At 36.2% G+C, this 12,945-nt stretch carries 12 protein-coding genes; 8 read left to right on the top strand and 4 right to left on the bottom strand.

What is annotated here, in order from left to right:
• The first annotated feature begins 34 nt into the window (after nucleotides 1–34).
• Entirely contained in the window at nucleotides 35–1,255 is a 1,221-nt protein-coding gene (locus N4T20_RS20220) for a DUF763 domain-containing protein (protein WP_260670860.1), read from the top strand.
• Nucleotides 1,256–1,300: 45 nt separating this feature from the next.
• Nucleotides 1,301–2,479 carry an MFS transporter gene (locus tag N4T20_RS20215; RefSeq protein WP_260670859.1) on the top strand — a complete coding sequence of 393 codons (1,179 nt, stop codon included), beginning with the start codon at nucleotides 1,301–1,303 and terminating at the stop codon, nucleotides 2,477–2,479.
• 29 nt (nucleotides 2,480–2,508) lie between these two features.
• On the opposite strand, the gene N4T20_RS20210 is transcribed toward N4T20_RS20215, so the two are convergent.
• The 4 genes from N4T20_RS20210 to N4T20_RS20195 all read right to left on the bottom strand — a co-directional run bounded on the left by N4T20_RS20210 (nucleotide 2,509) and on the right by N4T20_RS20195 (nucleotide 5,507).
• On the bottom strand, nucleotides 2,509–2,967 hold the full coding sequence (locus N4T20_RS20210; protein ID WP_260670858.1) for a hypothetical protein: 459 nt from the start codon (nucleotides 2,965–2,967) through the stop codon (nucleotides 2,509–2,511).
• A gap of 11 nt (nucleotides 2,968–2,978) precedes the next feature.
• Complete coding sequence (locus N4T20_RS20205; RefSeq protein WP_260670857.1) at nucleotides 2,979–3,263, bottom strand: hypothetical protein; 285 nt, start codon at nucleotides 3,261–3,263, stop codon at nucleotides 2,979–2,981.
• Nucleotides 3,264–3,449: 186 nt separating this feature from the next.
• Nucleotides 3,450–3,977 carry an ankyrin repeat domain-containing protein gene (locus N4T20_RS20200; RefSeq protein ID WP_260670856.1) on the bottom strand — a complete coding sequence of 176 codons (528 nt, stop codon included), beginning with the start codon at nucleotides 3,975–3,977 and terminating at the stop codon, nucleotides 3,450–3,452.
• Between the two features lie 9 nt (nucleotides 3,978–3,986).
• Nucleotides 3,987–5,507, bottom strand: coding sequence for a catalase (locus N4T20_RS20195; protein ID WP_313771880.1), 1,521 nt, complete (start codon nucleotides 5,505–5,507; stop codon nucleotides 3,987–3,989).
• Nucleotides 5,508–5,600: 93 nt separating this feature from the next.
• Here N4T20_RS20195 and N4T20_RS20190 point away from each other — a divergent pair, with 93 nt between their 5' ends.
• The 6 genes from N4T20_RS20190 to N4T20_RS20165 all read left to right on the top strand — a co-directional run bounded on the left by N4T20_RS20190 (nucleotide 5,601) and on the right by N4T20_RS20165 (nucleotide 12,895).
• Nucleotides 5,601–6,539 (top strand): hydrogen peroxide-inducible genes activator, encoded by a 939-nt coding sequence (locus N4T20_RS20190; RefSeq protein ID WP_260670855.1) that lies wholly within the window; start codon nucleotides 5,601–5,603, stop codon nucleotides 6,537–6,539.
• Between the two features lie 423 nt (nucleotides 6,540–6,962).
• Nucleotides 6,963–7,742: a hypothetical protein gene (locus tag N4T20_RS20185; RefSeq protein WP_260670854.1), complete on the top strand. Its 780-nt coding sequence runs from the start codon at nucleotides 6,963–6,965 to the stop codon at nucleotides 7,740–7,742.
• Nucleotides 7,743–7,800: 58 nt separating this feature from the next.
• On the top strand, nucleotides 7,801–8,520 hold the full coding sequence (locus tag N4T20_RS20180) for a hypothetical protein (RefSeq protein ID WP_260670853.1): 720 nt from the start codon (nucleotides 7,801–7,803) through the stop codon (nucleotides 8,518–8,520).
• 162 nt (nucleotides 8,521–8,682) lie between these two features.
• Nucleotides 8,683–9,987 carry a hypothetical protein gene (locus tag N4T20_RS20175; RefSeq protein WP_260670852.1) on the top strand — a complete coding sequence of 435 codons (1,305 nt, stop codon included), beginning with the start codon at nucleotides 8,683–8,685 and terminating at the stop codon, nucleotides 9,985–9,987.
• A gap of 88 nt (nucleotides 9,988–10,075) precedes the next feature.
• A complete protein-coding gene (locus N4T20_RS20170) occupies nucleotides 10,076–11,512 on the top strand; it encodes an autotransporter-associated beta strand repeat-containing protein (protein WP_260670851.1) in 1,437 nt (478 codons plus the stop codon).
• A gap of 45 nt (nucleotides 11,513–11,557) precedes the next feature.
• On the top strand, nucleotides 11,558–12,895 hold the full coding sequence (locus tag N4T20_RS20165; protein ID WP_260670850.1) for a gliding motility-associated C-terminal domain-containing protein: 1,338 nt from the start codon (nucleotides 11,558–11,560) through the stop codon (nucleotides 12,893–12,895).
• Nucleotides 12,896–12,945 lie beyond the last annotated feature (50 nt).

Below are 12,945 nucleotides of genomic sequence, written 5' to 3'. Positions count from 1 at the left end.
AAGAAGTATTTTTGCAGGATTAAAATTCCAGCAGATGAAACGTTCAGGCACGGCAGATCTTCCTTTACATTACGGGCACGTTCCGTTATGGCTTGCTGAACGAATGTCTAAACTTGGTTTTGCGATTGTTGAGACCATTGCTATGGAATTTTCAACTTCAGAAGTTATAAGCAAATTAAGCAATCCGTTTTGGTTTCAAAGTTTTGGAGCTGTTATGGGAATGGATTGGCATTCGTCTGGAATTACGACTTCGGTGCTTGGAGCATTAAAGAAATCGGTTAATCCACATTCAAAAGAACTCGGAATTTATATCTGCGGAGGTAAAGGGAAACATTCTATGGCAACGCCTCAGGAACTTCTATTTGTGGGAGAAAAAACAGGTCTTGACGGAAATAATCTTGCCGACTGCAGCCGACTTACAGCAAAAGTTGACAATACTGCCATTCAGGACGGTTTTCAATTGTATCAGCATAATTTTATTGTTGATAGCAAAGGGCAATGGGCCGTTATACAGCAGGGAATGAATCCGAATTCTCGAACTGCCAGAAGATACCATTGGCATTCGCAAGATTTAAAATCTTTTATAAATGAACCGCACACTTTTATTTATGGCGAAAATCAAGGTTCTATTTTAAACCTTACTGCAAACGCTGCAACGAAATCTCGTGAAGGCATTTTAGAATTGGTAAAAGAATCGCCAGTCAAAATCATAAAAGAAATGCAGCATCTTGCTATGCCCGCGCATCATGATGTGAGAATGGAAGATGTTAATATGAAGCGGCTTGGCGCAATGCTTTGGGCCACTCACGAAAACAAACCTGAAGATTTTGAAGAACTGCTGCTTTTGAAGGGAATGGGGCCAAGAGCCTTGCAATCGCTTGCATTGGTAAGCGAAATCATTTATGGAACTCCAACGCGATTTGAAGATCCGGCCCGTTTTTCATTTGCTCATGGAGGAAAAGACGGCCATCCGTTTCCTGTTCCAGTTAAAATTTATGATGAAACCATAGATACGCTTCAAAGAGCTATCAATCGTGCCAAAATCGGAAATAGCGATAAGCTCAGCGCCATTCAGAAACTATCTGAGATTTCTAGGAAAGCAGAAGAAAGTTTTACGCCAAACTCCAATTTTGATGCACTCATTCAAAGAGAAAGAGAGGAATCGTATAAATATGGAGGAAAAACTGTTTTTGGAGATGCAAAACCTCCTAAAAAGAAACCTATAAACCCAAACAATCAGCTGGAATTATTTTAAAAACCATAATTTTCTATCTGCCTTTAGTTATATAAAAATCCAATAATGTCACAAAACGAAAAATCAATTTATACCCTACAATTCATTTTACTTTGCTTGAGTTCTTTACTGTTTTCATCAAGTTTTAATATGATGATACCTGAACTTCCTAATTATTTAAGCAGTCTTGGAGGAGCAGAATACAAAGGGCTTATCATTTCATTATTTACATTGACGGCTGCAATTTCCCGTCCATTCAGCGGAAAACTGACAGACAAATGGGGACGCGTTCCTGTTATGGCTATAGGATCTTCGGTTTGTGTGGTCTGCGGATTTTTGTATCCTATTTTGAGCTCTGTTTCGGGGTTCCTATTGCTGCGTTTGGTTCATGGTTTTTCAACGGGTTTTAAACCTACTTCGACATCGGCTTATGTGGCAGATATTATTCCGCAGCACAGATGGGGAGAAGCACTTGGAATGCACGGATTGTGTTTTAGTATTGGAGGAGCTTTAGGGCCGGCATTGGGCAGTATGATTGTTAACAATTACGGAATTAACGTAATGTTTTACTGTTCGTCGTTTCTTGCTTTCTTTTCCATTATTATAGTAATGAATATGAAAGAGACCCTTGCAACAAAAGAGAAATTGAACAGATCGATGTTTATTATTGGCCGAAAAGATATTGTAGATAAGAATGTATTTCCTGCAGGGATTATCACTTTTCTTTCGTACACGGCATTCGGACTTATTTTGACTTTAATTCCAGATTGGAGTGAGCATTTGGGAGCAGCAAATAAAGGTATATTTTTTACGGCCTTTACAGTAGCTTCGGTTATGGTTCGTTTTGGAGCAGGAAAAGTTTCAGATAGGCATGGACGGCCAAAAGTTATCATGGCTGGATTGATCATAACATCGATTGCACTATTTATAATAAGTGCAGGAAGAGATATTGAGATGTTATTGGTAGGAGCTGGAATTTATGGAGTGGGGACAGGTATTTTATCGCCTGCGATTAGTGCTTGGACTATTGATATGAGTAATCCTGAACATAGAGGAAAAGCAGTTGCAACGATGTATATTTCGATGGAACTTGGAATTGGTTCTGGCGCTCTTTTAGGAGGAACTTACTACAATGATCAAATCAACCGCATACCGCAAATCATCAGATTTGATATATTGGTGCTAATTCTGGGAATTGTATATCTTACTTATTGGGCTCGAAACAAAAAAAGAATTAAAACCTAAAGATTTATCGCCTTGATTTAATTCATGATTTATTCTTTTTGAATGTCCAATTGGACTTTAAATTTTCCATAAAAAGGATTATCAGCCATTAGAGAGTGTCCAATTATCAGAAAATAATCTCCTTTTTGTTCCAGATGAATTTTTAGTTCTTTTGAAAAAGGCCCATCTGAAGTCTTATCAGGGAATATAATTTGATTGAAACGAATGTTTCCCTCAGCTTTAATGTTTGCTGTTAAATCTCCCGTCTTGTCATTTCTAAATTTGACATAAATTTTGGAACGAATAGAATCCAATGAAGTTTCTGCGGTGTAAAGACCTTTTTCATTAGTGAAATTCATAAGAATCGTATCGCCAATTTGTTGATTCACTTCAACTTTTTTTTGCACTGCAATTGAATCTGAAGCCGTAGAACTTACATTGTTTTTAGGGGCTCTTTGCTGGCACGAAAAAAAGAAAATTGAAATGAGAAGCACAGATAAATTTTTCATAACATTATTTTTTAGCCGATCATTTCAAAGCTTCCCGGCTTTTCTTCATTTTCATCATATTCGCCGCCAAGATTTTCATTGTAATCTTCTTCTTCCCAGTCATTTTCATCATATTCCGATTCGAAATCATATTCAAGATTATCTTCCAATTCTCCAAGCTCCAGATTATAATGATTAGAGGCCGTGAGCCTATTGGTATAATCGCCTTCTAGAAAATCGTCGTAATTTAGTAGCTGTTTCCCAAAAGAGTTCATTTCAGATGCAAATTCTTCAGATATATAATTTCCCGATCTCATAGTAGTTCTTTTTTAGATTATCCTAAAATACACCATAGTTATTTTAATTATTTTATATAATTTTCTTCGATTATTGTCAAATTTTCATCTGACGCAATCTGAGCAAGTATAAATTGGCTGTAATAAAAAAAGGATTCAACTTTTTTAAGTCAAATCCTTTTAAGTTACAAGCATTTTTTCTGTCCTTTAGTTTGCCAGAAGTTTTATAGTTTCTTCATTTTCCTGAAGAATAGCATAATCAAGTGCTGTTTTATTATACTTATCTTTTATAGTCTTGTCAGCGCCTTTATTAATCAGCATTGGTATAATGGAATCAGCGCCAAAAGTGGCCGCAAAAATTAATGCTGTTGCTCCGTTGTAATTCTGCAAATTGACATCTGTTTTATATTGCAAAAGCAGTTGCGCTATTTGATCATCACGTTTAAAGCACAATCCCATCAAAGCTGTGTTGCCCATACGATCCTGAATGTTTGGATCTGCTCCGTTTTCAAGAAGCAGTTTTGTGGCTTCATAATTTCCGTTATAACTCGCAATAATCAAAGCCGAACTTCCTCTTTCATCGGCACTATTTATTTCAATATTTTTTGACAGCAGATCCCGCAGCAATTCAATATCATTGTTACGGGCCGCTGTAAAAATAGTGCCTTGGGCAAAAGAGTAGGAAGTTGAAAATAAGACAATAATGCAGATTATAATAATCCTTATTCTGGTCATCTTCAGGTATTATTTTGCGAACATTTTTTCAACTTCTTCACGAGAAAGATTTAAAGCTTTTGCTAAACGTTTTCCGTAATCGCTGTCGGCCATGTAAAAATATCCAACCATTTTGCGTACCACATCTTTGTTTTGAACAACCATTAAATCACCAGAAAGATTTTTAATCAAATTTTGCTTGTCTTTTTCTGATAATGAACGATAAAATTCTCCTGCTTGTTTGAAATCGTTTGGTTTAGAAATTTTTTGTTGTGCTGTCGTTACATTGGTAAATGCCGATTTTGAATATTTATATTTTTCATTGTCTGCAAAACCATTTTGAGTTGCACTTGGCTGATAGTTAATATCTCCATTTGTTTTTCTGTTGGCAAAAGCACCATTTTGGTTGTTTGTGTTAACGGCTGCTTTTGGTGCATTTACAGGCAATTGCTGAAAATTGCTGCCAATTCTATAACGTTGTGTGTCAAAATAAGAAAATAAACGACCTTGTAATAGTTTGTCTTCAGACGGCTCAATTCCAGGAACTAATGTGCCAGGCGCAAACGCAGATTGTTCTACTTCTTGGAAAAAATTATCTGGTATTTTATTCAAAGTCATTTTTCCAACCAATTGTAATGGCGCCATTTCTGCAGGCCAGATTTTTGTTGGGTCTAACGGATTAAAATCCATTTTATCAAAATCAGAAGGTTTTAACATCTGTACATATAATTCCCAAGAAGGATAATTTCCTTTTTTGATATTATCATACAAGTCAACAGTAGCGTGCTGAAAGTCCTGAGCTTGAAGAGCATTTGCTTCTTCTTGAGTCAAATTTCTCTCTCCCTGCATCGATTTCCATGTGTATTTCACGTAAGTAACTTCGCCAGTTGCATTAACCCACTTAAAAGCGTGTACTCCAGAACCATTCATTTCTCTGTAATTTGCAGGAATTCCGTAATCTGAATATACTCTCGTCAACATATGAGTTCCTTCGGGAATATTGCTGAAAAAGTCAAAAACCCTGTTTGGATCCTGTTTGTTGTAGATAGGAGATGGCTTAAAGGCGTGAACCATGTCTGGGAATTTAATCGCATCGCGAATAAAGAAAACAGGCAGATTGTTTCCTACCAAATCATAATTGCCTTCATCTGTATAAAATTTAGTGGCAAAACCTCTTGGATCTCTTAATGTTTCAGGAGATCCTGATGGATGTACTACAGTGGAGAAACGAACAAATACAGGGGTAGTTTTTCCTTTTTTAAAAACCGACGCTTTGGTGAATTTGCTAAAATCTCCTGAAGCTGTAAATTCGCCATAGGCTCCTGTGCCTCGTGCGTGCACAACTCTTTCAGGGATTCGCTCTCTGTCAAATGAGGCTAATTTTTCAATTAAATGGATGTCTTCTAACAAAACTTGTCCATCCTGTCCAATCGTTTTTGAATTCTGATTATCACCAACAGGCGCGCCTGTATTTGTTGTGATTTGTTTCTGCTGTGCAAATGCCATGCTTGCAAAAAGTAAAAAATAACTTACAGATAAATTCTTTTTCATGATAATTTTTATTTAATTTTGAACAAAAATATCTCTGTGCCCTAACAGATTCAAACTGATTTTTTGTATGAATATATTGATAAAATCTAACACATGAATATTCAGCAACTTGAGTACGTTTTAGCGGTTGATAAACACCGACATTTTTTAAAGGCCTCAGAATCATGCTTTATTACTCAAGCCACACTGAGTGCCATGATAAAAAAGCTCGAAGAAGAACTTAATGTAATTTTATTTGATCGAAACAAACATCCCGTTGAGCCTACTGCTATTGGAAAGAAAATTATAGAGCAGGCAAAAAAATCTTTGCGCGAGATTTATCGAATTCAGGATATTATTAATGAAGAGAAAGACGAAGTTAAAGGAGAACTTCGAATAGGGATTATTCCGTCTCTGGCGCCATATTTATTGCCTCTATTTATAAAACAATTTCTAGATACTTATCAGGACGTCGCGCTTACTATAAATGAGTACACCACAAGCGAAATACAGGAAAAGTTGTTGGAAGGATCTTTAGATGTCGGAATTTTGGCAATACCGCTTTTAAATAATGACCTGAAAGAATCGACATTGTTTTATGAAGAATTCTTCTATTACAGCAATACCGATGTACTTTCCAAATCAAAACAACACATTTTACCTAAAGATGTAAATCCTAACAATTTACTTTTATTAGAGGAAGGTCATTGCTTTAGAAATCAAGTTTTTAATCTATGTGAATTGAGAAAGAAAGATTTTACCAGTTTAAAATTAAATTATCAGTCAGGAAGCATAGAAACCATCCGAAAAATGGTCGATCTGAATATGGGATGTACGATTTTGCCTGAATTGACCCTTTCAATGCTTACAACAGAACAAAAACAGAAACTAAGCAGATTTGAAAAACCATCACCTGTTAGAGAAATTGGCCTGGTAACACATAGGCATTTTATAAAAGAAAAATTAATTAAGGTATTGAATAACTGTATTTTAGATGCTATTCCGCAGTCGATGTTGGATAAAAGCTGTAAAACGATTATTCCACTGCAATAAGAATCAATCAAAAAAATTCAACCCGTACTCTATTACCTTTAGGAAATCGGGGAAAACAATCAACTGCAAATAATTTAATTTCACCCCGGAAATTAAGGTTTTTCGCCTGTTGCAGCGTTACTATTTCCTCCCTAAATCTTTCCTCTGCTTTTAGCTTAAGTGTCTAAAATTGTACCTAATTCGTTCCTAAAATTCAAGAAAACGTAAGCGATATTGTGTCTTATGTTTACTTTTTTATGTCCGATACTGACGTTCGGCTGATAATCATGAACTTATCTTTGCCCCGTTATTTGAAAGAAATAATTGAGGAACAAAAATACTGTAATAAATACGAACAGTATAGCCTCTTATTCTGATTATTAGAAATGTTTACTGGCGATTTTAAAGAGTAAATCAAGCAAATATTATTTAAAAAGATTGAAAATGGCAATAAGATTGGTTGTAATGGATGAATGTGTAAATAAGACGTTTAAATTCTTATTGATGGTATGTTTTATTTCTTTCCTATCATCAAAAGTTGGTGCTCAGACTAAAATAGGAGGAGCGCCAAGAGCATCTAATCCAAACGCTTATCTTGAATTGGGAGATGCAAATGCTACAAAGGGGTTTTTGATGCCTCGGGTAGCTTTATCATCTACAAAAGAGGCTACGCCTTTAATGGCTCACGTTGCAGGAATGCAGGTTTATAATACCACTACTGTAAATGATGTAACTCCCGGAGTATATTATAATGACGGAACAAAATGGATATTGTTTTCATCACAAATAGGACAAAGCTCCTTTGATGCTGGTAACGGATTAACAAAATCCGGTCAAACGTTAAAACTGGGTGGGAATCTTACAGAACCAGTCACGATAGGCACAACAGATAGTAACACGTTGGCGCTGTCCGGGCTACAAGAGGCAAAAACAGCAGACCATATTTTGGCGATTGATCCGGCAACCGGAGTTATCCGGCAAATTAGTTCAAATAACTTAAGTAACAAGATGTTGCAACAGAAAATTGTAGCAACAAATGGGCAAATAATTTTTACGACTCCATCAGTAATAAATTCTTTAGACAAAATACAGGTTTTCAGAAACGGAGCGGAGATAGAATTTACAGCCAAAAAGGGAGAGAATCAAATTTCGCTGGTCTTGTACCCTGATACTAACGGTGGCTGTCTGGCCGGAGATGAAGTAAAAATTTACCAGTGGGAATAACTGGGTAATACAATTAATAATAAATAACTATAAATTTTAAATCAAAATGAAAATGGAAATGAATGGAACACTAAAAAAGACAATTTTTAAAACGAGTATAGTTTTTTCACTGCTTTTAGCAGGATATGGAGCTCAGGCACAGGAAAAAGCAGCTACAATTGCGAAGCAGGCGCCTACAACTTTAGGTCAGATAGGAGACGGAACAGCTGCAACTCAGGGCTCAGTGAGAGTAGTTGATAACAAGGGAACAATCAAATATTTGCAAGTAAAAAATGGTATTACTCAAGTTACAAGTACGGCTCCGGCTGGCGGAATTATTACGACCTGGCAATTAGGAGGAGCATTGACAGATGATACTTATATTGATGCGGCAGGAAAAGTTTTTGCATTGGATGGAATTGAGTTGATCAAATCGACTGATTTAGCTTCTACAGATGCAACTGATAAATCTAAACATGGTACAGGAACTGGTTTTACACTTTTGGTACGTGATGAAGCAACAGGAACTACTAAGAAAATGCTGATGTCAGATTTAGTAAATGGTGGCGAAACATTAAAAACAGCAACAGCAGGTGCTGATGTAGTTTTTGCAGACGCAACTTTACCTACAAGCGTACAAAAAGTTTGGGTGTATCGTAATGGTGTAAAACTTATTGCTGGTACTGACTATACATTGGCAGCTGGTACAGGAGTTACAGTTAAAAATGTAGGAGGTACTGATCCGGACGATTACGCTTTTATTACTGGTGATAAAATTGAAATTCACTGGATTAAATAATAGTTTTTATGAGCAGTTTGCAAACCAGGTATTTTTGTAAACTGCTTATTATTAGATTGTTGGTTTCTTTTTTTAATTTAAAAAGATTAAATTTATTTAATTTTTTTAGAACGTAATAGTATTGTAAATATAATTGTCAGATTATCTTTAAACTAAACTCAGATGAATAAATACGCAATAATTTTATGGATATTCTTACTCCCTTTGATGCTTTTTTCACAGAAGAAAGTAAGGGTTGTTGATAATAAAGGTACTGTAACATATGTAGATTCTAGTAAATGGTTTAAAGTAGGTGATAATATATTCAATAAAAATAAAAATTTTAGTGTAGGTATCGGGGTAGATACCACCGCAATATTGGCAGCACGTTTGGTTGTTAAAGGAGAGGGGATATCTCCATTAGTTTTACAGGATCTTCTTCAGGGAACTTCTACAGATAAATTACTTACTTGGGATTCGGCAACTGGTGCAGTGAGGCAAACTGATGCTGGTCAATTTGCATGGCTGACAAAAGGAAATGCCGGAACAACTCCCGGAACTAACTTTTTAGGAACTACAGATGCAAAGGATTTAGTTATAAAGACCAATGCCACCGAAGCAATACGTATAAATGCTTCACAAAATGTAGGTATTGGTACTGCTGCTCCTAATAATAAACTGGAAATCAGTCAGGGTACAGCAGGAAATAGCGGGTTAAGATTAACTAATTTGACAAATGCTGTGGCTCCGACTGTGGCTTCAAGTAAATTTCTTACCGTAGATGCAAATGGAGATGTGGTATTACGAAATGTAGGCGAAAATATTGTTGATTTTAATACTGCAAATCCGAATTCAGGAGGTCCCGTTTTTGTTCCTAATGACTTACAAAATCCAGATGTTACCTATCTATCAACAATTGATAACTCTACTTGGGCATGGTCAGTTGGTCAAAATAAATATGTGCCTGCAACACCTTCGTCAACCGCATGGCTGCAGGGAGGTAATACAATGGCCGGACAACAAGCTATTGGGACAAAAAACAATTACGATCTTCCTATTATAACAAATAATATAGAAGCAATGCGTATAGATGCCTCTCAAAAAGTAGGTATCGGAACGGCTACTCCGACCGAAAAATTAGAAGTGAAAGGCACTGTAAGCGCAAACAATTACACGACTCCTGTACAGGCAACGGCTACAGGTGCTGCTTATACTTGGGACTTAAGTAAAGGTGCTACAGCCAAATGGACATTATCGGGAGGGAATAATACACTTACCGTTTCTAACGCAAAAGCGGGAATGTATGGTACTATTATCGTGACCAATTCAGGCACTAGTACTTTAATTTTTGCTGCTGGGTCAAATAAAGTTATAAATGGCGGAGGAGGTATTGTGACACTTACACCTTTGGCTGGTGCTGTAGATATTTTATCGTTTATGTATGATGGTACCACTTTTTGGTGGACGGTAGGTAATAATTACAATTAATCTATTTTCTATGCAAAGGTTATTCTCATTTTATCAATGTCTGTGGTATAAAACTATGGGAGTTTTGTTGTTGATTAATAGTTTTTACATGCAGTCACAAGTTCCAACACAGCAATTTTGGCTTAATAATCAATCAATAAATAGTTTGATATGGGACAATATTGCTTCTAATGGTAAAATAGATAATGGTTCAGGAAATTGGGATACAAACACAGCTAATTGGTTGCACAGTCAAACAATTGTGCAAGGAACAAATAACACAAAGTGGCTTGTTTTTCCAAAATGTTCTGAAGCAGTTTTTGGAGGTAATCCGGGAATAGGAAATGCAGGAACAATAACTTTGACAGAACCTATTACAAGTGTTAAATCGCTTTCTTTTAGACCTGCTGCAGGTGGTAATTTTACATTAACAGGTGGAACTCTATCACCTTGCGCAACAAGATTTAATATTTTTACGGAAAATGCTTTAAATGTAACTATTGCTTGCCCTATAATTGGTACAACGGGAATTATAAAGACCGGAAAGGGGACACTTAATTTAACAGGAGTCAGTTCTTTTGCAGAACCTAGTTTTGTTAAGGAGGGAATTGTAAATCTACCTAATGGGATAGGATTTGGTGCAGGTGGTAATATAGTTAACAATGCAATTGTTCGATACGACTGTAGTCAATATGTACAAAATGTAACAAATAATTATGCAACAGCAAATGGTAGCACTACTGGGAGTATTTCATCAGCCACTATAGAGGCATATGCTCCAGGACAAAGTGGATATGTCGCAGCTGGGACACTAAAACTTACAGGAAATATAACACAATACGGTATAAACGGTTACGGTTGCTCAACAATTTCTATATCTTCTGGAAATATTCATGTGGCATACATTAGTACAGGTAAAGGTAATAGTTATGGTGCAGCGGGGTATTTGGTGGTTGATAATGCTACACTTACTGTTGATAATTATATAACAAGTGGAGAAGCATCTGGTTCAGGTGTAAATGGAGGAGCTGTACAAGCTACTTTTAACTCTGGAGCTGTGGTACGTGCAAAAGGATTTTATGCCAATAACGCCAATTACGGCGGAGATTCCCGTATTACTGTAAATCAGGGAGCAACATTTTTAACAGGGGCTGCTAACATTGGTGTTCGCACTTATAATTTGCCTATTGTTTTAAGCGGTGGCACTGTAGGTTGCTGGAATGAAAATTCTAATATGGGAGGAACGGGTTGTTCTTTAACTGCAGGCACCAGCTCATCAGTTGATACTTATGGTTATATTTATACAATAGGGGCTGTTGTAAGTGGTGATGGAAGTTTGGTTAAAAAGAGTGCCGGTACATTGGTCTTAAATGGGAATAATACTTTTACAGGCGGTGTTACTATTAATGGTGGTATAGTTAAGGCTGGTAACGTAAATGCTTTTGGAACGGGAATCATTACCATTAACGCAGGTGCTACTTTAAATAAAAATGGTTTTGCCATTGCCAACACAATTGTAAATAACGGAGGTACCATAATTCCTTAAATGTTTTTTAGGATTCAAAAAGTGCAATGTAAAATAATAGGAAGAATGTTTAAAAAATATATTTTAGGGCTTTTGATTTTACTACCTGCGATATCCTGCATAGCACAAAGTGATGCCGTTTATATAGATGGTCCCTATCATGTGGCTGCTGGAGAATCGGAGCAATGGTATGGTGACGTTACACTGGGGCCAAATGCAAAGCTGTACATAGAAGACGATGCTAAAATATTGTTTTATGGCGCTAATTTTAAAATGGAACCTGGAGCACAGATTTACGGAACAGATAAAACATGGCTGTCATTTGAGCAAGGTGTGGGTATGGGTACTGTTGCTTTTCAGCAGCCAAATCCTAACAATGGTTTTACGATAAAACAAATGTTAGATGGTGGTAATGATGGAAATTCTGGTAATTCAAATACCTTTACAAGTATAGAAATCAATAACTCAAAAGGTGTGATGCTGGCAAACAGCAATACTCGCTTAGGTACTGATATGATTTTTTCTTCTGGAAATTTGTATGCAGATACTCATGATCTTGTATTAGACAAGGATGCGACGCTTACGGGTTATGATGCATCAAAATTTGTGGTAACCAATGATAGTGGCCATCTCGTAAAAGAAAATTATACAGGCGCATTTGAATTTCCAGTAGGTATGGCTGAAAATGATTATACACCCGCAAAAGTCAATCCGACAAAAGCGAATACAATTCATGTAAATGTTACCAATTATGATACTTCGGCATCAGTAGAAGATGGGATTGAGGGTATTGACCGCACCTGGAATATTTATGGAAGTGCTAATACGGGTGCTATAATTGCATTGCAACATAATAGTGATACAAACAATTCCGGTTTTAAATCAAATAGTAGTTTTATTACCCAATACGGTAGTTCGCCTAACAGTACAGGAGACAAAACCTCAAAGAATGGCTGGCAATCTAATAATCCAACAACAGCAACCATTTCAAATGGTATCGAAATAAGCAGTAGGGCATATATTGCGCTTTCAACGATTTCATCAGAAGATCAGTCCTTTTTTACCAAAGAGAGCTCCGTTACCAATAACAATGTCGAAAGTGATATTCAGGTCTTTAATGCTATAAGTCCAAATGGCGATGGGAGAAATGATAAAATGATTATTGAAGGACTTGATAATTATCAGTACAATACATTAGAGATTTTTAATCGTTGGGGAGTAAAAGTTTATTCTACAGAAAACTATGGGCAAAATGGCAATTATTTTATTGGTATTTCTGAGGGAAGAGCCACAATCAATCAAGACTCAAAATTGCCAACAGGAACATACTTTTATGTGTTAAAATATGTAGATGCTAATGGAAATGCGAAAGAGAAAGCAGGTTATTTATATCTCGTTAGATAAATCTCCTCTAAAAAAAAATCAGTTAAATTGTTAACTAAAAAACAAAAAGC

The organism is Flavobacterium sp. TR2 (assembly GCF_025252405.1).
Lineage (GTDB): Bacteria > Bacteroidota > Bacteroidia > Flavobacteriales > Flavobacteriaceae > Flavobacterium.
This window is presented reverse-complemented; position numbering and strand designations above follow the sequence as displayed.

Bases quoted from the DNA above. Each gene is read 5' to 3' on its own strand.
- N4T20_RS20185 (WP_260670854.1), top strand. From the start codon at position 6,963: ATGGCAATAAGATTGGTTGTAATGGATGAATGTGTAAATAAGACGTTT.
- N4T20_RS20210 (WP_260670858.1), bottom strand. From the start codon at position 2,967: ATGAAAAATTTATCTGTGCTTCTCATTTCAATTTTCTTTTTTTCGTGC.
- N4T20_RS20205 (WP_260670857.1), bottom strand. From the start codon at position 3,263: ATGAGATCGGGAAATTATATATCTGAAGAATTTGCATCTGAAATGAAC.
- N4T20_RS20190 (WP_260670855.1), top strand. From the start codon at position 5,601: ATGAATATTCAGCAACTTGAGTACGTTTTAGCGGTTGATAAACACCGA.
- N4T20_RS20170 (WP_260670851.1), top strand. From the start codon at position 10,076: ATGCAGTCACAAGTTCCAACACAGCAATTTTGGCTTAATAATCAATCA.
- N4T20_RS20220 (WP_260670860.1), top strand. From the start codon at position 35: ATGAAACGTTCAGGCACGGCAGATCTTCCTTTACATTACGGGCACGTT.
- N4T20_RS20200 (WP_260670856.1), bottom strand. From the start codon at position 3,977: ATGACCAGAATAAGGATTATTATAATCTGCATTATTGTCTTATTTTCA.
- N4T20_RS20180 (WP_260670853.1), top strand. From the start codon at position 7,801: ATGAATGGAACACTAAAAAAGACAATTTTTAAAACGAGTATAGTTTTT.
- N4T20_RS20175 (WP_260670852.1), top strand. From the start codon at position 8,683: ATGAATAAATACGCAATAATTTTATGGATATTCTTACTCCCTTTGATG.
- N4T20_RS20165 (WP_260670850.1), top strand. From the start codon at position 11,558: ATGTTTAAAAAATATATTTTAGGGCTTTTGATTTTACTACCTGCGATA.
- N4T20_RS20195 (WP_313771880.1), bottom strand. From the start codon at position 5,507: ATGAAAAAGAATTTATCTGTAAGTTATTTTTTACTTTTTGCAAGCATG.
- N4T20_RS20215 (WP_260670859.1), top strand. From the start codon at position 1,301: ATGTCACAAAACGAAAAATCAATTTATACCCTACAATTCATTTTACTT.